General features: G+C 63.8%; 23 protein-coding genes. 12 read left to right on the top strand and 11 right to left on the bottom strand.

The window, feature by feature from the left end; translation table 11 throughout:
• Positions 1-375 precede the first annotated feature (375 nt).
• Complete coding sequence (locus FFS13_RS18005; RefSeq protein ID WP_137820430.1) at positions 376-813, top strand: DUF4124 domain-containing protein; 438 nt, start codon at positions 376-378, stop codon at positions 811-813.
• Between the two features lie 18 nt (positions 814-831).
• Here FFS13_RS18005 and FFS13_RS18000 read toward each other — a convergent pair whose 3' ends face one another.
• The 3 genes from FFS13_RS18000 to mrcB are packed head-to-tail and all read right to left on the bottom strand — an operon-like array spanning position 832 to position 4,229.
• Positions 832-1,161: a YqcC family protein gene (locus FFS13_RS18000; protein WP_137820429.1), complete on the bottom strand. Its 330-nt coding sequence runs from the start codon at positions 1,159-1,161 to the stop codon at positions 832-834.
• Complete coding sequence (locus FFS13_RS17995; RefSeq protein WP_137820428.1) at positions 1,161-1,886, bottom strand: M48 family metallopeptidase; 726 nt, start codon at positions 1,884-1,886, stop codon at positions 1,161-1,163. The genes FFS13_RS18000 and FFS13_RS17995 overlap by 1 nt, the downstream gene beginning before the upstream one ends.
• A gap of 15 nt (positions 1,887-1,901) precedes the next feature.
• Entirely contained in the window at positions 1,902-4,229 is a 2,328-nt protein-coding gene (gene mrcB / locus FFS13_RS17990; RefSeq protein ID WP_137820427.1) for a penicillin-binding protein 1B, read from the bottom strand.
• A 118-nt stretch (positions 4,230-4,347) separates the two neighbouring features.
• Between mrcB and FFS13_RS17985 the strand changes: the two genes are divergently transcribed.
• The 5 genes from FFS13_RS17985 (at position 4,348) to FFS13_RS17965 (ending at position 8,316) form a co-directional block, all read left to right on the top strand.
• Complete coding sequence (locus FFS13_RS17985) at positions 4,348-5,910, top strand: AAA family ATPase (protein WP_137820426.1); 1,563 nt, start codon at positions 4,348-4,350, stop codon at positions 5,908-5,910.
• Positions 5,911-5,999: 89 nt separating this feature from the next.
• A complete protein-coding gene (locus tag FFS13_RS17980) occupies positions 6,000-6,344 on the top strand; it encodes a pentapeptide repeat-containing protein (protein WP_137820425.1) in 345 nt (114 codons plus the stop codon).
• A 4-nt stretch (positions 6,345-6,348) separates the two neighbouring features.
• Positions 6,349-7,101 carry a class I SAM-dependent methyltransferase gene (locus FFS13_RS17975; protein ID WP_137820424.1) on the top strand — a complete coding sequence of 251 codons (753 nt, stop codon included), beginning with the start codon at positions 6,349-6,351 and terminating at the stop codon, positions 7,099-7,101.
• 36 nt (positions 7,102-7,137) lie between these two features.
• On the top strand, positions 7,138-7,410 hold the full coding sequence (locus tag FFS13_RS17970) for a TfoX/Sxy family protein (RefSeq protein WP_137820423.1): 273 nt from the start codon (positions 7,138-7,140) through the stop codon (positions 7,408-7,410).
• 105 nt (positions 7,411-7,515) lie between these two features.
• Positions 7,516-8,316 (top strand): cyclic nucleotide-binding domain-containing protein, encoded by an 801-nt coding sequence (locus FFS13_RS17965; RefSeq protein WP_137820422.1) that lies wholly within the window; start codon positions 7,516-7,518, stop codon positions 8,314-8,316.
• A 296-nt stretch (positions 8,317-8,612) separates the two neighbouring features.
• Here the strand turns inward: FFS13_RS17965 and FFS13_RS17960 are convergent, their stop codons facing one another.
• The 6 genes from FFS13_RS17960 to FFS13_RS17935 form a co-directional block, all read right to left on the bottom strand.
• Positions 8,613-9,509: a ChaN family lipoprotein gene (locus FFS13_RS17960; RefSeq protein WP_137820421.1), complete on the bottom strand. Its 897-nt coding sequence runs from the start codon at positions 9,507-9,509 to the stop codon at positions 8,613-8,615.
• 9 nt (positions 9,510-9,518) lie between these two features.
• The gene (locus FFS13_RS17955) at positions 9,519-10,286 is read right to left on the bottom strand and encodes a heme ABC transporter ATP-binding protein (protein WP_137820420.1); all 768 of its coding nucleotides are present in this window, start codon (positions 10,284-10,286) and stop codon (positions 9,519-9,521) included.
• Complete coding sequence (locus tag FFS13_RS17950; protein ID WP_171006512.1) at positions 10,286-11,269, bottom strand: iron ABC transporter permease; 984 nt, start codon at positions 11,267-11,269, stop codon at positions 10,286-10,288. The genes FFS13_RS17955 and FFS13_RS17950 overlap by 1 nt, the downstream gene beginning before the upstream one ends.
• 50 nt (positions 11,270-11,319) lie before the next feature.
• A complete protein-coding gene (locus tag FFS13_RS17945; protein ID WP_137820418.1) occupies positions 11,320-12,219 on the bottom strand; it encodes a hemin ABC transporter substrate-binding protein in 900 nt (299 codons plus the stop codon).
• Between the two features lie 90 nt (positions 12,220-12,309).
• Complete coding sequence (locus FFS13_RS17940) at positions 12,310-13,380, bottom strand: hemin-degrading factor (protein ID WP_137820417.1); 1,071 nt, start codon at positions 13,378-13,380, stop codon at positions 12,310-12,312.
• A 22-nt stretch (positions 13,381-13,402) separates the two neighbouring features.
• Positions 13,403-14,095: an energy transducer TonB gene (locus tag FFS13_RS17935; RefSeq protein ID WP_137820416.1), complete on the bottom strand. Its 693-nt coding sequence runs from the start codon at positions 14,093-14,095 to the stop codon at positions 13,403-13,405.
• A 137-nt stretch (positions 14,096-14,232) separates the two neighbouring features.
• On the opposite strand from FFS13_RS17935, the gene FFS13_RS17930 reads away from it, so the two are divergent.
• Both FFS13_RS17930 and FFS13_RS17925 read left to right on the top strand, forming a co-directional pair.
• Positions 14,233-16,428 (top strand): TonB-dependent hemoglobin/transferrin/lactoferrin family receptor, encoded by a 2,196-nt coding sequence (locus FFS13_RS17930; protein WP_137820415.1) that lies wholly within the window; start codon positions 14,233-14,235, stop codon positions 16,426-16,428.
• 53 nt (positions 16,429-16,481) lie between these two features.
• The gene (locus FFS13_RS17925; RefSeq protein ID WP_137820414.1) at positions 16,482-16,805 is read left to right on the top strand and encodes a Rieske (2Fe-2S) protein; all 324 of its coding nucleotides are present in this window, start codon (positions 16,482-16,484) and stop codon (positions 16,803-16,805) included.
• Between the two features lie 48 nt (positions 16,806-16,853).
• Here the strand turns inward: FFS13_RS17925 and sfsA are convergent, their stop codons facing one another.
• Together sfsA and FFS13_RS17915 are read right to left on the bottom strand one after the other, a co-directional pair.
• Entirely contained in the window at positions 16,854-17,561 is a 708-nt protein-coding gene (gene sfsA, locus FFS13_RS17920) for a DNA/RNA nuclease SfsA (RefSeq protein WP_137820413.1), read from the bottom strand.
• Complete coding sequence (locus FFS13_RS17915) at positions 17,561-18,733, bottom strand: pyridoxal phosphate-dependent aminotransferase (RefSeq protein ID WP_137820412.1); 1,173 nt, start codon at positions 18,731-18,733, stop codon at positions 17,561-17,563. The genes sfsA and FFS13_RS17915 overlap by 1 nt, the downstream gene beginning before the upstream one ends.
• A 196-nt stretch (positions 18,734-18,929) precedes the next feature.
• Here FFS13_RS17915 and dksA point away from each other — a divergent pair, with 196 nt between their 5' ends.
• The 4 genes from dksA (at position 18,930) to FFS13_RS17895 (ending at position 23,596) form a co-directional block, all read left to right on the top strand.
• On the top strand, positions 18,930-19,370 hold the full coding sequence (gene dksA / locus FFS13_RS17910) for an RNA polymerase-binding protein DksA (protein ID WP_137820411.1): 441 nt from the start codon (positions 18,930-18,932) through the stop codon (positions 19,368-19,370).
• Positions 19,371-19,422: 52 nt separating this feature from the next.
• Positions 19,423-20,310 (top strand): tRNA glutamyl-Q(34) synthetase GluQRS, encoded by an 888-nt coding sequence (gene gluQRS, locus FFS13_RS17905; RefSeq protein ID WP_137820410.1) that lies wholly within the window; start codon positions 19,423-19,425, stop codon positions 20,308-20,310.
• Between the two features lie 153 nt (positions 20,311-20,463).
• The gene (locus tag FFS13_RS17900) at positions 20,464-20,640 is read left to right on the top strand and encodes a hypothetical protein (RefSeq protein ID WP_137820409.1); all 177 of its coding nucleotides are present in this window, start codon (positions 20,464-20,466) and stop codon (positions 20,638-20,640) included.
• The gene (locus FFS13_RS17895) at positions 20,624-23,596 is read left to right on the top strand and encodes a sensor histidine kinase (protein ID WP_137820408.1); all 2,973 of its coding nucleotides are present in this window, start codon (positions 20,624-20,626) and stop codon (positions 23,594-23,596) included. Before FFS13_RS17900 ends, FFS13_RS17895 begins: the two co-directional genes overlap by 17 nt.
• Positions 23,597-23,598: the final 2 nt, after the last annotated feature.

Genomic DNA, 23,598 nt, shown 5'->3' with positions numbered 1-23,598 from the left:
GCCCACAACTGAACGGTCTGAATAGGTTTACTGCCAAGCAGAGCATGAGCGACGGTGGTCGCCGACTACGTCAGCTACTACTGAGCAAGTATTGGGAATGCCCCAAAGTGTTGCGGGGTTTTCCCACCCAGCGCGAGGTAACGCGTTGCGGGTGTAACAGGTCGGCGCGGGTGTGCGCCTCATGTCTACTGAGCTAAAGCCTGCTTGCGGCGGACTCCACTACAGCGAACGTTGAATTGTTCGGATTAGGCCGCAGCAAGTCAAGTCATCCGTAGCGGATTCTTCAATCTACTGCTGTGACCTAACGCAGGATGACGATTCACGACTTTTGGTTATAGTAGGTGCCAGGTTCCGCAGCTAACAAAAGGACACAGTATGCGACGCATGATTCTCACGGGCAGTTTGCTGCTCGCCCTAAGTGCCACGGCCATGGCCAGCCAGGTCTACAAATGGGTCGACGCACAAGGCATTACCCACTTCGGTGCGCAACCACCGCAAGACCAGGACGCCACCTCGATCAACACCGTCGCAGCGCCGCCCAAACCACCAGCTCCGCCAGCACCGCCCAAGCTCGACAGCCAAATCGAGGCCGACAAGCAAAAAGCCATCGATGACAAAGTCAAAAAGGATGTGGCAACCCAGGAGACCGAGCGCAAGAAGTATTGCGAGACCGTGCGCACCAACTTGGCTCAGCTACAGAACAACCCGCGGCTCCGCGCTGAGGTCAATGGCGAAACCCGCCGGCTGACCGAAGAGGAGCGCCAGGGTCGTATCACGGAAAGTGAAAAAGCCATCGCCGAAAACTGCAAGTGATCCGCCCCGAGGTGCGGCCTACGCCGCACCTCCGATCAAGCGATCGAACTCGCCGAGTATCTCCAACAAGGTCTTGGCCTTAGCGCTGCGCTCGCTATAGACCACCTCCGCCATCGGCCGGATGCCTGAAGTCGTAGGCAGTGGCTTGCCACACTCCACGATCAGCTTCATTCGCGGCAGGAAAACCCACTGCAGCCACTCCTCGAAAGCCAGGCTATCGACGCAAAATGGCTGCTCGCTAGCCAGGGCTTCAGCGCTAGGTGGCGTTGCTGCCCACCAGCCTTGCAGGCGCAGCTCACGCTCAATCAGCAGCAACTGCTCGGCCAACAGCGGCAGGCGAGCATCCATCAGAGATTGACTCGGGCACGCTCGCGGGCTTGTAGCGCACCCGCCGCATTGCCCTGCCGCTCACGGGCTTGCGCGATCAGCCCCCACAGGCTCGCCTGCAAGGCTGGACGACCATTCGCATAGGTCAGGCCACGCTGGGCGAATTGCTCCGCCTGGGACGCATCCCCTTGTGCCAGACGCACCTGGGCCAAGCGGTAGAGCACCTGCGGTTCACGCGGAGCGATACGTTGGGCGCGCTCCAGGCTGGACGAGGCGCCGTTCAAGTCGCCATTGCTCTGCTGTTGCTGAGCGGTAGTCAACAGTGCCAGCACCGGCCCATCGAGTTGCTCATCCGCCGCCAAGCCGCCGGCGGCAGGAATTCCGCTCGGCAGCACAGGCGCCGGCACCGTATAGCCACCGCTGGTCAGCGGCGCAGTGCTGATAGGGCCGGGGCTAATCGGCGCACTACCGCTCGAGCCGCCCATCGGCGCACTGGTTGCCGGGAAGGTCTGGATTGGCGCCGAGCTACCGCCCGCCCCTGGCACCATCACCACGACCCCGGAGTCCTGTGGAACCGCTTGCGGCTGCGCGGGACCTGGGCGATAAACACCGCCACCACCGACAGCAGGCCTATCGGCGGACAGCGGCGCGCCGGAGTCCACGACCGGAATAGCGCCGCGCGGCACATTGGCACAACCCGTCAGCAGGGCGGTGGCCGCTAACGCTGGAATCAACCACTTATTCACTGAGCACCTCTTCACTTAATTCATCCAGCCGCGCACCCAGTCCATGACTTCGTCCACTGGCGCCTGGATACCGCAGGCAGCCCCAGGGGGCGGTTCACTACCGCGAATATACGGCATCTGCACGGCATTCGGGCAGCTCGAATCGGAGCCCTGACCGCTATTGGCATCGACCCAAGCCTGAACGACATTATCCGGCAACGGCATGTTCAACGGCAGCGGATCGGCCTTACGCATGAAGCCGGTCCAGACCTGCAACGCACCGGTAGCGCCCGTCAGTGGCGTCGAGCCGTTATCGTCGCGTCCGAGCCAGACCACCGCGAGCAGATCCTGGCTGAAGCCGGCGAACCAGCTATCTCGCGAATCGTTACTGGTGCCGGTTTTGCCGGCCAGATTCAGCGAACTGGGTAGCTGGCTGTAGACCGAGCGCCCGGTGCCTTCGCGCATCACGCGCTGCATGGCGTTTTGCACCAGATAAATCGCGCCCGGATCGAAACGCTGCTGAATCTGGAACGGATAACGCTTCAGCGGCTCCCCTTCGGCAGTCAAGACACTGCGAATGCCACGCAGCGGGGTGTTGAAACCGCCGTTGGCCAGGGTCTGATACATGGTCGCCACTTCGATCGGGCTCAGCGCACCGGCGCCGAGCAGCATCGAGGGATAGGCCGGCCACTCGCGCGAGACGCCAAGCCGTTCCAGGGTTTTCAGCACCGTCGGCACGCCCAACTCCAGGCCGAGCTTGGCCGTGGACAGGTTGTAGGAGTTGGTCAGGCCCTGATACAGGTAAATAGTGCCATGCGCCTTGCGATCGTAGTTTTGCGGGCGCCACACCTGGCCATCCTGACCTTTCACCGAGAACGGTTCATCGACCAGCCAACTGGTCAGGGTGTACTGACTCGGGCGTTCCAGCGCGGTCAGGTAAACCGCCGGCTTGATCAGCGAGCCAATCGGCCGTACCGCATCCAACGCCCGATTGAAACCGGCGAAACGCGGCTGACGGCTGCCAAGCATGGCTTGGATTTCACCGCTTTCGGGGTTGGTCACGACCATCGCCGCTTCCACCTGATCGACCCCCTTGCGCCCAGACAGCCCCGTCAGCGTCGAGTTGAGCGCGCCTTCGGCCTTTTGCTGGAGGATGGGATCGAAGCTGGTGAAAATGCGCAGACCTTCCTCGGTCAAGTCCTCGTCCCGATAGTCCTGACGCAACTGACGCTTAACCAAGTCGAGGAACGCCGGGTAAGAGCTGTCGGCCAGACTGCCGCGCTTGGTCACCCCCAGCGGCATCTTCTTGGCTGCGGCGGCCGCCTCTGGAGTCACCACGTTCTGCGCCGCCAACAGGTCAATGACCAAATTACGCCGCTCCAACACCCGCTCCGGAAAGCGCCGCGGGCTGTAGTAGGACGGCCCCTTGACGATACCGACCAACAGCGCCACTTGATGCAATTTCAGCTCGGCCAGCGGCTGGCTGAAGAAATATTGGCTGGCCAGGCCGAAGCCATGCACCGCGCGCTGGCCGTCTTGACCAACGAACACCTCGTTGAGGTAAGCCTCGAGAATCTCCTGCTTGTCGTAATGCAGCTCGAGCAGCAACGCCATCAGCGCCTCGGTGGCCTTACGGCTAAGGCTGCGCTCGCTGCTCAGGTAGAAGTTCTTCACCAACTGCTGGGTCAGCGTACTGCCGCCCTGGCGCATTTCCCCGGCACTGGCATTGACCCAGAAGGCGCGGGCGATGGACTTCGGTGACACCCCGAAGTGATGGAAGAACTCCCGGTCCTCCACCGCCACCAGGGTTTCCACCAGATAGGGCGGCACCTGATCCAGCTTGATCAGGATGCGATCCTCGTGGTGCGCCGGATAGAGGCCGCCGATCAGCAACGGCTCCAGCCGCGCCACGGCGAGCTCCTTACCGCTGGCCTGGGTAAGTCCTGCAACATAGTCACCGGAGAACTTCACCCGAATTCGTTGGGCCGGCTCGGCACCTTCATAAAACTGAAAGCCGCGAGTATTCAGCTCGACGTTATTGCCCGCCACCGCCGCCGCGCCCGGGCCATTGGCGGCGCTTTCGCGCCGGTAGCCAAGGGCGTCCAACTCCGTCAGGAAGTCGTTCTTGGCCAGCTTCTGACCGACGAACAGCTCCAACGGGCGAGCGTAAACCTTGGCCGGCACCGTCCAGCGCTTGCCGGAGAATTTCTCCTGCACCACGGCATCCAGATAAACGGCGAAACCGGCCAACACCACTAGGCCGACCAGGCTGAGCTTTAGCAGCCAACCAAGCCACGGGCGCATGCCGCCAGAACGGTGTTTGCGGCGCGAACGAGAAGAACGAGGGGATCGAGTACGAGTCATGGCGGCGCATTATACGCACTTTAACTAGCGCAGGCAGGCGCCTCCTGGCGGTTTGCAGAGCCGCGCACAGCCGCCATAATGACGGCCTTCTAACCCATCCGTAATTCAAGGATAGACCGTGAGCCAGCCCCTGATCGCCGCCCTGCAGAACCCGGCCCTTTACCCACACCCGGTGGACGGTTTCCAGGTCATCGAGACGCATATCTCCTGGGTGCTGCTAACCGGCCCCTATGCCTACAAGATCAAGAAGCCGGTGAATTTCGGCTTTCTCGACTTCACCGACCTCAGCGCGCGTCAGCACTTTTGCAACGAAGAGCTGCGCCTTAATCAGCGCCTGACCCAAGGCCTGTACCTGGAAGTCCTGCCGATCAGCGGCAGCCTCGAGGCGCCACAGCTGGGCGGTGATGGCCCGGTCATCGAATATGCCCTGAAGATGCGCCAGTTCCCGCAGAGCCAACTGCTCGGCGAAGTTCAGGCCCGCGGCGAACTGACCACTGCGCATATCGACGCCCTCGCCCGGCAGATCGCCAGCTTCCACCTGGTCGCCCCACGGGTCGCCCTCGAGCATCCGCTCGGCACCCCGACCGCGATCATGGCGCCGGTCACCCAGAACTTCGAACAGGCCCGCGCCATGCTCTCCGAAAAGGCCGACCTGCAGCAGTTGGATGCCCTGCAGGCTTGGGCCGAAAGTAGCTTCGCGCGGCTCGAGCCGTTGCTTGAACGGCGCAAGGCCGAAGGTTTCATTCGCGAATGCCATGGTGACATCCACCTGGGCAATGTCACCCTGCTCGATGGCGAAGTGGTGCTGTTCGACTGCATCGAGTTCAACGAACCGTTCCGCCTGATCGACATCGCCTCGGATGCCGCCTTTCTCGCCATGGACCTGGAGGACCGTGGCCTCAAGCCGCTGGCGCGGCGCTTCGTCAGTGCCTGGCTGGAACAGACCGGTGACTACGCCGCACTGGAGTTGCTGAACTTCTACAAGGCCTACCGCGCCATGGTGCGCGGCAAGGTCAGCCTGTTCCGCCTCGGCCAGGAACAGGATGCCGTGCAGCGTGCGGTGATCCTGCGCCAGTACCGCAGCTATGCCGCCTTGGCGGAAAGCTACAGCGCAATTCCTTCGCGCTTCCTCGCCATCACCCACGGGGTTTCCGCCGTCGGCAAAAGCCATGTGGCCATGCGCCTGGTCGAAGCACTCGGCGCCATCCGCCTGCGCTCGGATGTGGAGCGCAAGCGTTTGTTCGGTGAGCAAGCCGTCGTTGACCAAGGCCAACTGACCGCCGGCATCTATAGCCAGAACGCCGGTGTGGCCACTTATCAGCGCCTGCACCAACTGGCTGATGCCGCGCTGCATGCCGGCTTCCCGGTGGTGATCGACGCCACCTACCTAAAGCACGCTCAGCGCGAAGCCGCCTGGCAGGTCGCGGAGGAAACCGGCGCGCCATTCCTGATCCTCGACTGCCAGGCCCCGGAAAGCGTTATCACCAACTGGCTGGCACAACGCCAGAGCGCCGGTCAGGACCCGTCCGATGCCACTTTGGAAGTCATCCAGGCCCAGCAGGCCAGCCGCGAGGCCCTCGATGCCGAAGAGCTGGCCCATAGCAAGCGCGTCGAGACCCATGAGAGCGCCAGCCTGGACAGTTTGATCGCGCGGATTCGCCAACGCCTGCCGGGGCTCTAAGCAGTCCCGGGGTTAGCCAGAAGAGCCGCGGCGAGCAGAGCGCGCCGTGGCCTCTATACTGCCGGTGAACCCGTCACCGGAAACCCGCCATGAGCCAGCCGCGTCAGCTTGATCATCCGCTTTACCGTTTCCTGCATGACGAAGACATCCCCGGCCTCAACGCGCACAAGCCCCAGAGCGGCGAAATCGACCTCTCCAATGGTGATTTCCGCGGCCTCGATGTGCGCGCCTTGAACGCCGATGGCATTAACTTTACCGATGCCTACTTTCGCGCTGCCGACTTGCGCGGTCTCGACCTCCGGCAAGCCCGCATGGAAGGCGCGAGCCTGGCGCACGCACAGATCTCCGGGGCTTATTTTCCGCTTGAGCTGAGCGCCGACGAGATCCTCATGTCGCTCAACTTCGGCACCCGCATGCGCTACCGAGCGACCTAATCGCATGAGTGAAATTGCCCGTTTATTCGGCGCCCGAGCGGGCGCTTACGCCAGCTTCCGTCCGGAATATCCGGCCGAACTCTTCGCCTGGCTGGCCGAACACAGCCCCGCACGGCAACACGCGCTGGATATCGCCTGCGGCAACGGCCAAGCCAGCCGCCCACTGCTCGCGCATTTCGAGCAGGTACTCGCCTGCGATGCCAGCGTCGAGCAACTGGCGGCCAGCCAGGAGCTGCAAGGAGTTGAGCTATTTGCCGCGAATGCCGAGGCACTGCCCTTAGCCGCCAGCAGCCTGGACTTGATCGTAGTCGCACAAGCCCTGCACTGGTTCGCCACCCCCGTGTTTTTCACCGAGGTACGCCGCCTCCTCAAGCCCGGCGGACTGTTCTGCGCCTGGTGTTACAGCTTGATGCGCATCGACCACGCACTCGATGCGGTGATCGACGAGTTCTACCACAACAGGCTCGGCGGCTATTGGCCACAGGGGCGCGCCAGCGTAGATGTCGGTTATCGCGACCTGCAGGCACCCTTCCCCCTCACCCAGCTGCCGCCTTTCGCAATTGCAGTGGAATGGAGTTTCGAGCATCTGGCCGGCTATCTGCGCACCTGGTCGGCCGTCCAGCGCTGGGAGCGTCAACACGGCCGCGACCCGGTGGCCGAACTGACGCCGGCGCTGCAACAGGCCTGGGGCGATGTCGATCAGCCACGCTTTGTCCGCTGGCCGCTACACTTTCTTGCAGGCTTCCCGACTCACTAAATCTTGGGTAGCAATGCCCCATCGCAAGGAGGCAGGATGAACGACGAACTGCAGCACCTGAAGAACCTGGGCAAAACCTCGGCGCAGTGGCTGCACGCCGTCGGTATCCACAGCGCCACCGACTTGCGCCGGCTAGGTGCGGTCGGCGCCTACCGAGCGGTGCAGGCACGCGGCTTTCGCGCCTCGAAAGTCTTGCTGTATGCGATCGAAGGCGCGTTGCTCGATGTGCATTGGAATGAGTTGCCTCCCGCCCATAAAGCGGCGTTGAATGGCCAGCTGGATGCCACGCTGTCGCACAATAAGAGCTAGCTCACAACCTCTGCGCGCGGTGATTTACGTAAGTCTTGGCGCAACCTATTGTCTCAGGGACGTTCGTGCGTTCTCGTCAGCCCAGCCAGCTCAAGGAATTACTCTATGTATCTACTCGGGGAGCAACCGGCCTACGCCGATCAGCTGATCAACCGACTGCAAGGCATCCCCACCCAGCTGCTGGAGGGCCTGGAACCTAGCGGTGCCCCGCTGCGCCTTGAGCGGGTCGAAGACCTGGCGCAGATACTGCCGGGCAAGCAGCTGTTTATTATCGAAAGTGGTTTGCTGCATGGGCTGGTTGACGAGCGCCCGCTGTTCTACCTGCAGGAAGGTGACTTGGTTGGCCTGCGCCAGGGCATCGAACTGCCCCGCTGCCGTTACAGCAGCGAAGAACCACTGAGCCTGACTCCGTATCTGCGCGCCGATGTGTTTAAGCACATCTATGCCAGCGAGCATCGCCAAGAGCTGTTCATCCAATACCTGATCGGCCATACCGCCCTGCTCTCTGACGCTCTAGCGCGCCTGAAGCAGCCGGAAATTCGCCCGGCTACGGGCTTCCAGCATTTTGCCGCGGGCGAAGAATTGATCCACCAAGGCGACGAGGCCGATCACGTCTTCATCATTATAGAGGGCCGCGCCGAAGCCTATGTCGACGGGCACAAAGTCGGCGATGTACAGAAGGATGAGATCTTCGGCGCCATGGCCGTGTTTACCCGCGAGAAGCGCAGCGCCACGGTATTGGCCAGTGAGCCCTGTACCGTGATGGCGATTCCCAAAGAGCAATTTCTCAGCCTGATGCAGAGCAACCCGCGGATCGCCCACAGCCTGGTCGAGAGCATGGCGCGCCGCATCGACCTGCTAAACAAGGAAGTCACCCGGCTGCGGCTACCGCGCAGCGAGACGTAGAGCCCGCTCTGCCCACCAAGAACCCGGCCCTGCGCCGGGTTCTTGGCTTCTGTGAGCCGGATTGAGCCGAGTTAGAAAAAGTTGCAAACGGAGTGTTGACATACAAATGAGAATTGTTATTATTACCACAGCTGGTCGCGAGATCAGCCGGTAAGCTGAGAGACCATTCAGTCGGACTTTTCAGATTATCTCCTCATCAGGCTAATCACGGTTTTGACCCGGCTCTGCCGGGTCTTTTTTTGCCCGCAGATTTTACCGCGACAGCGACGGGTAAGAAAAAGCCGCCCGAGGGCGGCTCAGTTCTGACTCGACGACTGACGCCGCAGTTTGGCGCAGTGGTCCTGCTCCGGCTGCGCCGCGCTGTACCAGACAAAATCGGCGGTCCCGGCAGCCACCGGTTTACCGACCTCAGCCAATATCAGCACCAGGCTGCCCTGCGCGGCGCCCAGATCGGCCAGGTGCAGCGGCACCCCCAGATCACGCCGCACATGGAAGGCGCCGGCGAACAAGATCGCCGGCTCTAGCGCAGCCAACAGCCGCTCGGCCATCCGCCGATCGCGCCGTTGCTGCACGGCGAGCATGGCCGGCAACTGATCCTCAGGCAGTAGCCCGCAATGCGACTCGCGAATTTGCGCCAGCAATGCGGTGCGCACCGCCGCCGCGGTCGAGGCCGTGCCACTGAGCGCCGGCCGCGCGGCGTAGATCTGCATGATTTCACTGCGGTCCAGATTGGCCGACAGCACCGGATAAGGCTGAGCCAAGGCATAACGCAGGATCGGCCCGTACAACGCCCAATCCCAGTTCTGCTGCCAAGCTAAGGCGCCCGGCAGATCGGCCAGCGGCTGGCCTGCCGCCATGGCCGCCCGTGCCTGCTCGACCTTGGTCTGCTGGTCCGGATTGAGCATTTCCAGCAACAGGCTGCCTTGCGCCCGCTGCGCCGCCAGCGCCTGCAACAACCACAATTGCAAAGCATGGTGATCCGGGTTGTCGTGCTGCTCGCCGACCAACACCCGCGGAGCTTTTGCCAGACGCTCGAGCAGTTGCCGTGGGGTCAGTTGCTCACCACTGCGCAGATCGCGGATCACGCCGAGGTCGGCATGTTCAAGCCCTTCGGGACTCTGCCAGGCCGGCAGCGGCGGCACCGACTGGCAGGCCGCCAACGCCAGCAAACCCAGCAATACAATGAAGCGCATCGAATTTCCTTAGCGGGCAATGATCAGGGGATGACCCCGTTCCGGGTGGCGCTGCACCAGCACCTCCAGGCCGAACACCGCTTGCAGCGGCTCGGCCCGCAGCACCTCATCCGGGCAACCTAGCGCATGCGGACGGCCACGCTCCAGCAGCAGCACGCGGTCGCAATAACGCGCCGCCAGGTTCAGGTCATGCAGAATCACCAGCACCGCCGCACCGCGCTCGGCAAAGGTGCGCGTCGCCTGCAGGGTGGTGTGTTGATGCAAGGGGTCGAGCATCGAGGTCGGCTCATCCAGCAACAGGCTCTGCCCCGCCGCACCGGGCCACAGCTGCGCCAGGACCCGGGCCAGATGCACGCGCTGGCGCTCACCGCCGGACAGTTCCAGATAGCTACGCCCGGCCAGGTGCATGGCATCCGCCGCGACCAATGCTGCATCGATGATCTGCGCATCCCTCGCACGGCCACTGGCGTGCGGCAGGCGGCCCATGCCGACCACCTCCTCGACCCGGAAAGCAAAGTTCAGGGTCGAACTCTGCGGTAACACGGCCAAGCGCCGGGCGCGCTCGGGGCCGGGCCACTCGGCGAGCGGGCGCCGATCCAGCAGAACCTGCCCATGGGTCGGGCTCAATTCGCCAGCCAGCGCGTCGAGCAAGGTGCTCTTGCCCGCGCCATTCGGGCCGAGCACTCCGAGCACTTCGCCCGGCTGTAGTTCGAGGTTGATATCCGTCAGCACGAGCTTAGCGCCACGCCGCACTGCCAGACTTTCTGCACGCAGCATCAGGCACGTCCTCGCAGCAATAGATAAAGGAAGAACGGCGCACCCAGCAGCGCGGTGACAATCCCGATCGGCAACTCCGCTGGCGCCAGGGCCAAGCGCGCCAGCACGTCCGCGAAGAGCAACAGGCTTGCCCCCGCCAATGCCGAGGCAGGCAGCAGCACGCGGTGATCCGGCCCGACCAGCAAGCGCAACAGGTGCGGCACCACCAGGCCGATAAAGCCGATCATCCCCGCCGCCGCCACCGCGGCGCCGACGCCCAGCGCGGTACAGAACACCAACTCGCGCTTCAAACGCTCGACCTCGAAGCCCAGATGGCGTGCCTCGGACTCACCGAGCAGCAAGGCATTCAAGGCCTTGGCCCGGCGCGGCAACCACAGCCCGACACCGGCAGTGACCAGCAACAACGGCCACAGCCGCGCATAGCTGGCGCCGTTGAGGCTGCCGAGGTTCCAAAAGGTCAGGGTGCGCAGCGTCGCGTCATCGGCCAAGTAGGTGAACAGGCCGATGGCCGCGCCAGCCAGGGCCGTCAGGGCGATACCGGCCAGCAGCATGGTCGCGACGCTAGTCTGGCCATCCCGACGACCGAGGCGGTAGACCAGCGCGGTCACACCCAAGCCGCCAGCGAAAGCACAGAGCGACAGCAGATAGGGCGCGACAGCCTCCGGCAGACCGCCGAACGCGGCGCCACCGACTATGGCAAGCGCCGCACCGAGGGCCGCGCCACTGGAGACACCGACCAAACCGGGATCCGCCAAGGGATTGCGAAACAACCCCTGCATCGCCACCCCGGACAACGCCAGCACCGCGCCAACAGCCAAGCCCAACAGGGTTCGCGGCATACGGATTTGCCCGAGGATCAACTCGGCCTGCTCCAGCCCCAGGCCAGACAACGGCACGCCAAGCAGACGTAGCGCGGCGCGCAGGGTGTCGGCCAGCGGCAAGCTGACCGGCCCCAAGGCCAGCGACAGCCAGAGCGCGAGCACCAGCAACAAGCCCAGGGCGATAAACAGTGAGCGCGATTGAACTACAGGATTCATGGTTGCGGCTTAGCTTCGGCGGTCAGGGCTTGCGCGGCAGGATAGAAGGCTGCGCTCAGCACTGCCAGCCCAGCGGGAATCCGCGGGCCCAGCCCGCCGACCAGCAGGGTCGGATCCAGCTCCAGCAAGCGGCCAGCGCGCGCCGCGCGGGTCGCAGCCAACGCCGGGTTGTGTTTGAGCAGTGCCTGCTTGGCGGCAGCCCCGGCCAAGCCGCGATCGGCGAAGATCAGCACCTCCGGGTCCAGTGCCAGCAGCGCCTCGGTCGACAGCGCCTTGTAGCCGGCATGCGTGGTCACATTGCGCCCACCGGCCTGCTCGATCAGCCAGGCCGCAGCGGTATCGCGCCCCGCCGCCAGCGGGCTACTGCCCGCGTGACCGAGCAGCAACAGGACCCGCGGCGCCGGCTGGCTGCGCTGTGCCGCCGCAACCCAGCGCGCCTGCGTCTGCAGACGCTGCCGGTAGGCGGCCAGCACCTGAGCCGCACGCTGCTGCGCGCCGAGCAGCGCCCCGATACGCGTCAGGCTGTGCTCCAAGGTCGGCAAATCGGCCTGGGTCGACAGTGCCTCGATACGCACCCCGGCCCTCTTGACCTGCTCCAGTACCGGCGGCGGGCCCACTTCCTCACTGCCCAGTAGCAGGTCAGGCTTCAGGCTGAGGATGCCCTCGGCGGCCAGTTGCCGCTGATAGCCAAGGCTCGGCAGGGCTTTCAATCGCGCAGGGTGCTGACTGGTGGTATCCACGCCGACCAGCTTGGCTTCACCGCCCAGCTCGACTATCCATTCGCTCAGCGAGCCCCCCGCGCTGACCCAGCGTTGCGGCAAGGGTTCGGCGGCGCAGGCCAACTGACTCAGCAGAAAACCGCCGCAAAGGCTGGCAAGACAGGCTGTAAGGCGCATGGCAAATCGACTCCATCAACATTCGATATCCCGCTGGGCCTGCCGTTGGAGCAGAGCCAGCGGGTTGAAAACAACCTAGGTGAGCGGCGCTTAGGCATCCAAGGCCGCGGCGGTTTCGGCCAGCGTGCGCCAGTCGTCCCGCTCCGGGATGCCCGGCTTGCGCACGCCGAAGAGCTGGACGATCAACTCGCCCTCCGCATCGAAGGCTTCCCAACTGGTGATCACGCCATCCGTGCTCGGTTTGCGCACCCGCCACAACTCGGCCACCGACGGGCTCTTGAGGTGCAGATTGAACTCGGGGTCGAGCACGTTGAACCAGCTGTCCAGCCAGCGCAGGTTGCGCACCGGGCCGCTGTGGATCTGGATGCAGTGGCGGTTGCCGACAAACAGCATCAGCGGCACTTGGGCCGCGCCCGCCGCCTCCAGCAACTTCGGCAGCTCGGCCGGTGCGAGGGGTTCGGCCCAGTCGCGCCCGGCCAGCCGCAACGCCTGGGTGCGTGTCGCGCCGTGCTGTTTCAATAGCGCAAAGAAGTGGTGAGTGTCTTTCAAGGTCGACCAGCCGACGCGCAGCGAATTGACGTCGATCAAGCCGTCCGCCGTCGGCGCCGCGCGCACCGGTTGCGGTTGCAGGTCGAGTTCGGCGCTCTGCTCGGCCGCGCGAAAGCGCTCGAGCAGCGGCGCCCAGGCCTTGAGCTCGCTGTCCTCGGTGAGAAACACCTTATGCACCGCCACGCCCTGGCGGTCAAAGACCTGGATACTGCGCTGGACGCCTTTGCCGGTGGGCTCCTCGATGGCAAACACACTGGCCCAACCAGCGAGGAACAGCCGCAGGTCGATGTCGGCCGACACCACCAGGCCCATCTGCCCATTCGGCGTCACCGTCACTTCGCGGTAATAGCCCTTGCGCTCATGCACGCAGTGCTCGTTACGGGTCAGCGCCATCACATAGCCCAGCTCGCCGAGGGCTGGCAACAGCGCCGGCCAGTCGGGTTGCAGCCGCTGGGTATCGACGCCCAGCCGGCTGGCGATCAGCTCCGCCTCGCTGACCGCCAGACGCTCGGCGGCATCCCGCGCGCGCAGACGTGGCTGCTCGGTGCGCAGCACCTGCCAGGCCAGGTAAAGGTCATTGGCCACCGCGGCGGCTTGGGTCTGAGTGCTCATGGATGGAACTCCTTCATCACAATCAACGGCTCGCCGTCAGGGCGAACTCGACAGGTATTTGTACGCGGCTGGGTACGGCGCGGCCGTCCTCGGTTTCCGGGCGGAAACGCCAGGCGGCGACGGCCTGCACAGCGGCCGCATCCAGGCTGGCGACCCCAGAAGAACGCAGCACCTGCAAGGCCCGCTGCCGGCCTCGTTCGTCCAGCCGCACTTCGAGCAACACCACGCCCTGCTGATTTCGTCGCTTTGCCTGCGCCGGGTAACGCGGCGGAACGGGCGACTGCAGAAATGCCGGCGCACTACTGAACACTTCTCGGCTGGCCGGCTGCATCGGCACCGGTGCCGCCGCGGCCGTCAACGCCAGAGTTGCACGCTCACCGCGGCTGACCGCCGGCGCGGTTTTCGCCGCCAGCCGCACGGGCTTGGGCGGCGCCGGTGGCCGCTGCGGCGAGGCTTTTGCCGGCACTCGCGCCGGCACCTTGGCGCGCGCCAGTGCAGCTGGTGCCACGGCTGCAGGCGCTTGCACAACAGGCGCCGGCGGCGTAGCCGATGGCGCTAGCGAAAGCATTCGGGGCGCTGCCTGCAACTGAATCGTCATCACCGCCACCTCCGCCACCTGCGGCCGCCCCAGACCGAGAGTCGAGTCGCGCAGCAGCAGGCCCGCGAGTGCATGCAGCGCCAGCGACAGCAGGAAATACAGCGAGAAACGCAACATCGAAGGGCTGACCTTATCAAAACAAATCTATTTGATAATTATTTGCATCTGCATGTCAATCTCGCTACCGTCTGCCGCCGATGCCAAACCGGTGGCCACCGAAGTCACCTGCACGTTCTCGCTTCAGGAGCCCGTCCATGTCCAAACACCCACCCTTCTCCCGCCGTTCCTGGCTCGCACTGCTTCTGCTGTCGCCATCAATGGCCTCTGCTGCAGAAAAAGCCGCGACCCAGTTCGATACCGTCACGGTCACCGCTACGCGTAACGAGCAGACCCTCGATCAGGTGCCGAGTACCGTTTCGGTGCTGACCGAGCGCGACATCGACCAGCACAACGTGAAGAACATCAAGGATCTGGTGCGCTATGAGCCGGGGGTTTCGGTGGGCGGCAGCGGCAGCCGCTTCGGCCTGTCGGGCTTCACCATTCGCGGCATCGGCGGTAATCGGGTGTTGACCCAGGTCGATGGCGTGAGCCTGCCGAACACGTTTTCCTTCGGCGGCTTCCTCAGCGCCCAACGCGACTACGTCGACCCGAATAGCGTGAAGCAGGTGGAAATCATCCGCGGGCCCGCCAGCTCGCTGTATGGCAGCGATGCCATCGGCGGCGCGGTGAGTTTTCTGACCAAGGATGCAGCGGACTACCTGGAGGACGGCAATGACACCTACGCTCGCCTGAAAACCGGTTACGACGGCTCGGATGACAGCTGGCTGCGTAGCACCACCCTGGCCGGCCGCCAGAATCAGGTCGACGTGCTGCTGCATCTGGGCCGACGCACCGGCCAGGCGCTTGACACGCACGGCGGCAACGACGGGATTGGCAGCGCACGCGAGGAGGCCAATCCGCTCGACTACAGCACCGACAACCTGCTGGGCAAGCTGGGCTGGGACTACGCCGAAGGGGCGCGCCTGCAACTGACCTACGAGCGCTATCAGGATGAGGTCGACACCCGGGTGCTGAGCAATTACAGCTCCAGCGCCACCATTCGCACGCAGGACGCCAGGGACAGCGTCGACCGCGAGCGCTTCTCGCTCAATCACAGCCTGCAACTCGACAGCCCGCTGGCTGACCGGGTGCAATCGCAGCTCAGCCATCAAGACAGCCAGACCCGCCAGCGCACCTACGAAAACCGGATCGTCGGCGCACAACCGCGCTTTCGCACCCGTGATTCGCACTACAACGAGAAGCTCTGGGTGTTCAACAGCCAACTGGACAAAGGCTTTGCCCTGGGTTCGAGCCAGCATGACCTTACCTATGGTGTCGACCTCAAGCGCTTGAACAACTCCGATCTACGCGAAGGCGGGGAAACCGTGCTGGCTACCGGCCGCACCACCCCGGTGCTGCCCACCAGCGACTTCCCCGACCCGACCACCAATGAGTACGCGCTGTTCGTCCAGGACAGCATCGCCATCGGCCGCTGGACCCTGCTGCCAGGGGTGCGCTATGACCGCTACGAGATGCAGCCACACGTCACCGACGAGTACCTGAACAGCCAAGCGACCGATGCCAACCCCAGCGATTTCAGCGACTCGGCCATCTCGCCGAAATTCGGCGTGACCTACCAGGTCGACGACTTCCATAGCCTCTACGGCCAGTACGCAGCCGGCTTCCGCGCCCCCCAGGCGGTGGAAATTTTTGGCGAGTTCGTCAACCCCGGACTGTATCGCACCCTCGCCAACACCAACCTGAAAGCCGAGAGCAGCGACAGTTACGAGCTGGGCTTGCGCGGCCAATACCACGTCGGCAGCTTCGGCGTGGCGCTGTTCTATAACCGCTATGAGGACTTCATCGAACAGATCAACCGCCCCTCGACAGTGTCCGGCTTCCCCTTCGGCGAGTTCCAGTACATCAACCGCGATCGCGTGACCATCCGTGGCGCCGAGGCCAAGGGCGAGCTGTTCCTCGATCAACTGGGGCTGCTACCGGACGGCTGGAAAGCCATGGGTGCCGTGGCCTATGCCCGCGGCAAGGATGAAGGCAGCGGCGAGCCGATCAACAGCGTCGACCCGCTCAAAGGCGTATTCGGCCTCGGCTATACCGCACCGAACAGCCAGTATGGTGGCGATCTGAGCTGGACTCTGGTGGCCGCCAAACAACGGGTGGACGAAACCCAGACTGCCAACCAATTCCAACCCTCCGGCTATGGCCTGCTCGACCTCAACGGCTGGTGGCAAGTGACCGATGAGTTTTCGCTCAACGCCGGCTTGTTCAACCTCACCGACAAGGAGTACTGGCAGTGGGGCGATGTGCGCGGCCTGACCTCCCTCAACCCAGGCATCACCCGTTTCTCGCAACCGGGCCGACACGCGGCGATCAACCTGATCTGGGAAATCTGACTTTCGCCCAACCCACGCGAGCGGGATAATCCGCCGCTCACGTGGAGGCGACCATGGCATTTCTCTGCGCCCCGGAACAGCTGGCTGAAGGCCAGAGCCGGGGCTTCTTACTGGCTGGACTCAAACTCTTGGCGGTGCGCAAGGACGGCCAGGTGTATGCCTATCAGAATCGCTGCCCGCACCGCGGTGTGCCGCTCGAATGGCTGGAGGATCAATTCCTCGACCACAGCGGTAGCCTGATCCAATGCGCCACCCACGGCGCACTCTTTCTGATCGACTCCGGCGAATGCGTGGCCGGCCCCTGCGCCGGGCAAGCGCTCGACGCACTGGCCTGTCACGAGGACGCCGCCGGTATCTGGGTCGAATTGCCGGCATAGGGCAGTACCGCGTTGGGCTGGCTCGAGCCGTTTGCGCAGAAATCCAGCTTACAGCCGCACCTCGAGCCGCCGGGTGAGGCGAATCTCTTGCGTCGACAACTCGGCGGCATAAGCCAGCACCTCGACGCCCGCCGCCTGCGCCTCGCGCAACGCGGCGGCGTAAGCCGGGTCGATTTCCGCCGCCGGACGCACCGCGTCGATCCCCGACAGGTTCACGCAATACAGCTGCACCGCGCGCACGCCCTGACGCGCCAGGGCCGCCAGCTCGCGCAGGTGCTTGGCACCGCGTTCGGTGCGCGCGTCGGGGAAGGCTGCGAGCGCCGAACCCGTAAAACCCAAGGTGACGCTCTTCACTTCGACGAAGGCCGGGCCGCTCGGGTAGTCCAGGCGAAAATCGATCCGGCTGTTTTCCTGGCCGTAGGCCACCTCACGCTTGAGCGCGGTGAAGCCGGCCAGCTCGGCAATCACGCCAGCCTTCAGCGCCTCCTCGACCAAGGGGTTGGCCCGTGCGGTATTCACACAGGCCAGCCGCCCTTGCGGGGTTTCGCTGAGCTCCCAGGTACCCGGCAGCTTGCGCTTGGGATCATTCGAGCGACTGAACCAGACCGCCCCGCCCTCGACCATGCAATTGAGCATCGAGCCGGTGTTCGGGCAGTGGATGGTCAATGGCTCGCCATCGGCGGTTTCGATATCGGCGAGGAAACGCTTATAGCGGCGCAACAGCCGGCCTTGCTGCAGCGCCGGAACGAAACGCATCAGGGCCGCCAGCTCTTCAGGCCGCGGGCAATCCGCTCGACCGCCTCCTGTAGCCGCGGCAGGCTCTGGGTGTAGGCGAAACGCACATGATGACCGGCCTGGTAGCGACCGAAATCCAGCCCCGGGGTAAAGGCGACATGTTCGGTTTCCAGGAAGTGTCGGCAGAAGGCAAAGGCATCACCGCCGAAAGCGCTGATGTCCGCATATAAATAGAAGGCGCCCTCCGGCTCGACCGCGATAGCGAAACCCAGCTCGCGCAAGGCCGGCAGCAGGAAGTCGCGCCGCCGGGCGAACTCGCCGCGGCGCTCTTCGAGGATCGCCAAAGTAGCGGGCTCGAAGCAGGCCAGCGCCGCATGCTGGGCCATGCTCGAGGCGCTGATATAGAGGTTCTGTGCCAGCTTCTCCAACTCCGGCACCGCTGCCGGTGGCGCCACCAGCCAGCCGAGGCGCCAACCGGTCATGCCGAAATACTTGGAGAAGCTGTTGAGGACGAACGCCTCGTCATCCACTTCCAGCACGCTGGCCGCCTCTACGCCGTAGGTCAGGCCGTGGTAGATCTCGTCCACCACCAGGTGGCCGCCGTGCCCCTTCAACGCGCTGGAGAGCGCGGCCAGTTCGTCGCGCTGTAGCAGGGTACCGGTCGGGTTGGCTGGCGAGGCGACCAGCGCACCGACACTGTCATGATCCCAATAGCGCTCGACCAGCGCCGGGGTCAATTGATAACGCACCTCTGGCCCCACCGGCACCAACTGCGCGGCGCCTTCGACCAGACGCAGGAAATGCCGGTTGCAGGGATACCCTGGATCGGCCAGCAACCAATGCTTACCGGGGTCGACCAACAGGCTGGTGGTCAACAACAAAGCACCGGAGCCACCGGGAGTAATGAGAATGCGTTCGGGGTCTATGCTTAACCGATAGCGTTGCGCATAGAAGCCGGCGATGGCTTCACGCAGCGCCGGCAAACCCCGCGCCGCGGTGTAACGGGTATGCCCAGCGGCTAGCGCGGCTTGGCCCGCGGCGATGATCGGCGCGGCGGTGGTGAAGTCCGGCTCGCCGATCTCCAGGTGGATGACGTCGTGACCATCCGCCTGCAATTGATTGGCCCGAGCGAGTAGTGCCATCACGTGAAAGGGTTCGATCGCGCGGCTGCGAGCACTGTAGGACGGGATCATGAACCTTCCTTTATATGAGTTAAGAAGGCGATTCTAACCAACCATCCGGGTAAACAGCAGCAACCACGACATCCGGGAGTGGCGCGGCCGGGGGCGATCTGGTAAGTTCGCCCGCTTGCAGCCGCAGGGCCGGCAAAATGACGGCAATGGACATCATCCTGCGCAGTGGATTAGAGAGATTAAGAGGCGGTCATCCATGCCCACCAAAGCAAAAGCAAAGAACGACCTGAATCGTGGCTTCGAACCCTATAAAGAAGTGAAGGGCGAGGAGTACATGAGCGACCCCATGCGCGCCCACTTCACCAATATCCTGGAGAAGTGGAAGCTGGAGCTGATGCAGGAAGTCGATCGGACTGTGCATCATATGCAGGACGAAGCCGCCAACTTCCCGGACCCGGCCGACCGCGCGAGCCAGGAAGAAGAGTTCAGCCTGGAACTGCGTGCCCGTGACCGTGAACGCAAGCTGATCAAGAAGATCGACCAGACCCTGCAGTTGATCGAAGACAACGATTACGGCTGGTGCGACTCCTGCGGCGTCGAGATCGGCATCCGTCGCCTGGAAGCCCGTCCTACCGCCACCCTGTGCATCGACTGCAAAACCTTGGCGGAAATCAAAGAAAAGCAGATCGGTTCCTGATCTCTGAACGGGGCGCTCAAGCGCCCCGCTTCGTTTCTAGCAGTCCCTGCGCATGAACACGCCTGCCTATATCGGGCGCTTCGCCCCGACTCCCAGCGGTTACCTGCACTTCGGCTCTCTGGTCGCGGCGCTGGCGTCCTATCTCGACGCCAAAGCCTGTGGCGGCACCTGGCTACTGCGCATGGAGGATCTCGACCCGCCCCGGGAAGTGCCGGGCGCGCAGGCGGCCATCCTGAAAACCCTGGAAAGTTACGGCTTCGAGTGGGACGGCGAACTGATCCGTCAAAGCGAACGGTATGCGGCCTACACCGCGGTACTCGATCGCCTGTTCAGCCAGGGCCTGGCTTACGCCTGCACCTGCTCACGTAAACAACTGGCAGACCATCACGGCATCTACCCCGGCTTCTGCCGCACTGCCGGGCATTCCCGGCACGACGCGGCTATCCGCCTACGCGTACCGGAGCTGGAGTATCACTTTGCCGATCGCGTGCAGGGCGAGTTCCGCCAGCATCTCGGCCGCGAGGTCGGTGACTTCGTGATCCGTCGCCGCGACGAGCTCTACGCCTATCAATTGGCCGTGGTCATCGACGATGCCTGGCAAGGCGTGACCGATGTGGTCCGCGGCGCCGATCTGCTCGACTCGACACCGCGACAACTCTACCTGCAGGAACTGCTCGGCCTGCCACAACCGCGCTACCTGCACATACCGCTAATTATCCAAGCGGACGGCCATAAGCTCGGCAAGTCCTACCGCTCACCGCCGCTGCCCGCGGATCAGGCCGCACCGCTGTTGATCCGCGCCCTGCACAGCCTCGGCCAAAGCGTCCCTGGCGAGTTGAGTGACGCCCGCCCCCATGAGCTGCTGAGCTGGAGCATCCAGCATTGGGACGCCAGCCGCATTCCGCGCAGCCGCACCTTGGCCGAAGCGCAGTTGCACTGACGCTGTCGGTTGCATACCGCAACCTGTTACGAGCCATCGCCCTAACCAAGGACGAATCAATCCCGGCACGATTTATCCGCCCTACTGCGCCAATGCTTCCAGCTTCCAGCGTCCTTCCGTTAACATCGCAGCATCCCTGACACGAGACACGGCATGTACATCTACCGATTGGTCTTACTTCTGGTGGTGGGGATCTATCTGTTCTCCCCCGCCATCATGGACTGGTGGATCGACCCTACCGGTGCCTGGTACCGCCCCTACCTGCTGTGGCTGATCCTCATCGTGGTGACCTTTATCCTGCAGAGCCAACCCGATGCTGACGAGCTTTAGCCTAAGTCAGCTGATTCTGATCAGCGCCGCCTATCTGCTGGTGCTGTTTGGCGTCGCCTGGACCAGTGAACGCGGGCTGATACCGCGCTGGGTCATCACTCACCCGCTGACCTACACCCTCTCGCTCGGGGTCTACGCCAGCGCCTGGGCCTTTTATGGCACCGTGGGCCTGGCCTATCAGTACGGCTTCGGCTTCCTCGCCAGCTACCTCGGGGTGTCCGGCGCCTTCCTGCTGGCGCCGGTACTGCTCTACCCGATCCTGCGCATTACCCGCACCTATCAACTGTCGTCACTGGCCGACCTGTTTGCCTTTCGCTTTCGCAGCACCTGGGCCGGCGCACTGACCACGCTATTCATGCTGATTGGGGTATTGCCGTTACTGGCGCTGCAGTTCCAAGCGGTGGCCGACTCGATCGGCATTCTCACCCGCGAACCGGTGCAGGCGCGCGTGGCCCTGAGCTATTGCGCGCTGATCACGCTGTTCACCATTTTGTTTGGAGCCCGGCATATCGCCACCCGCGGCAAGAACGAAGGCCTGGTATTCGCCATCGCCTTCGAATCGGTGGTCAAGCTGGTGGCCCTCGGCGGCATTGGCCTCTACGCACTCTATGGAGTGTTCGGCGGGCCGCATGAGCTGGAGCTCTGGCTGCTGCAGAACCAGGCCACCCTCGCCGCCCTGCACACGCCGCTGCAGGAAGGCCCCTGGCGAACCCTGCTGCTGGTGTTCTTCGCCTCGGCCATAGTGATGCCGCACATGTATCACATGACCTTTACCGAGAATCTCAACCCGCGCGCCCTGGTCAGCGCCAGCTGGGGGCTGCCGCTGCTCCTGCTGCTGATCAGCCTGGCGGTGCCGCTGATTCTCTGGGCCGGACTGAAACTCGGCGCCACCACCAATCCCGAATACTTCACCCTCGGCATCGGCATCGCGGTGAACAACGACACCCTGGCCTTGCTCGCCTATGTCGGGGGCCTATCGGCGTCCAGCGGGCTGATCATCGTCACCACGCTGGCGCTCTCCGGCATGGCGCTCAACCATCTGGTGCTACCGCTGTATCAACCGCCTGCCGAAGGCAATATCTATCGCTGGCTGAAGTGGACGCGACGCGCGCTGATCATTGCCATCATTGCCGCCGGCTACGGTTTCTATCTGCTGCTCGGCGCCGAGCAGGATCTGGCCAACCTCGGCATAGTCGCCTTCGTCGCCACCCTGCAATTTCTTCCCGGCGTGCTCTCCGTGCTGTATTGGCCGACCGCCAACCGCCGTGGTTTTATCGCCGGTCTGCTGGCTGGGATCGCCGTGTGGCTGACCAGCATGCTGCTACCGCTGATCGGCAACCTTCAGGGCTTCTACCTGCCGCTGTTCAATGTCATCTACGTGCTCGACGACACCAGTTGGCACCTGGCGGCGATTGCCTCGCTGGCCGCCAACGTGCTGGTCTTCACCCTGGTCTCGCTGTTCACCGAAGCCAGCCCCGAGGAGGTCAGTGCCGCCGAGGCCTGTGCGGTGGATAACGTGCGCCGCCCACAACGCCGCGAACTGCTGGCCGTGTCGCCACAGGAATTTGCCACCCAACTGGCCAAGCCGCTGGGGGCAAAAACCGCCCAGCGCGAGGTCGAACAGGCCTTGCGCGACCTGCACCTGCCCTTCGACGAAAACCGCCCCTACGCCCTGCGCCGCCTGCGCGACCGTATCGAGGCCAACCTCTCCGGCCTGATGGGGCCGAGCGTGGCCCAGGACATAGTCGAAACCTTCCTGCCCTACAAATCCGGCAGCGAAAGCTACGTGACCGAAGACATCCACTTCATCGAGAGCCGCCTGGAGGATTACCACTCGCGCCTCACCGGCCTGGCCGCCGAGCTGGACGCGCTGCGCCGCTACCACCGGCAGACCCTGCAAGAGCTGCCGATGGGCGTGTGTTCGCTGGCCAAGGATCAGGAAATTCTCATGTGGAACCGCGCCATGGAGGATCTGACCGGGATCGCCGCGCTGCGCGTGGTCGGTTCGCGCCTCTCGACCCTCGGCGAGCCGTGGAAAGACCTGCTGGAAGGCTTCATCAATCTGCCGGACGAGCACCTGCACAAACAACGCCTGGCGCTCGACGGCCAGATCCGCTGGCTCAACCTGCACAAGGCCGCCATCGACGAACCGCTGGCGCCCGGTAACACCGGCCTGGTGCTGCTGGTCGAAGACCTCACGGAAACCCAGATGCTGGAAGACAAGCTGGTGCACTCCGAGCGCCTGGCCAGCATCGGCCGCCTGGCCGCCGGGGTCGCCCACGAGATCGGCAACCCGATCACCGGCATCGCCTGCCTGGCGCAGAACCTGCGCGAGGAACGTGAAGGTGACGGCGAGCTGAGCGAGATCAGCAGTCAGATCATCGAACAGACCAAACGCGTCTCGCGCATCGTGCAATCATTGATGAGCTTCGCCCACGCCGGCGCCCGCCAGCAGGCGGAGGAGCCGGTCTGCCTGGCCGAAGTGGCGCAAGACGCCATCGGCCTGTTGTCGCTCAATCGGCGCAGTGTCGAAGTGCAGTTCTTCAACCTCTGCGATCCCGAGCACTGGGCCGAGGGCGATCCGCAACGCCTGGCGCAAGTGCTGATCAACCTGCTCTCGAACGCCCGCGACGCCTCGCCACCGGGCGGCGCTATCCGGGTCAAGAGCGAGGCCTGCGAGCATACCGTTGACCTCATAGTCGAGGACGAGGGCACGGGCATTCCGAAGGCCATCATGGATCGCCTGTTCGAACCCTTCTTCACCACCAAAGACCCAGGCAAAGGGACGGGCCTGGGCCTCGCACTGGTCTATTCAATCGTGGAAGAGCATTATGGGCAAATCACCATCGACAGCCCGGCCGATCCCGAGCACCAGCGCGGCACCCGTATTCGGGTAACTTTACCGCGGCATGTCGAAGCGACGTCCGCAGTGACCAGAGACCGTCGAGAGAACTGAAT

The organism is Pseudomonas sp. 2FG (assembly GCF_005502935.1).
Classification (GTDB): domain Bacteria; phylum Pseudomonadota; class Gammaproteobacteria; order Pseudomonadales; family Pseudomonadaceae; genus Aquipseudomonas.
This window is presented reverse-complemented; position numbering and strand designations above follow the sequence as displayed.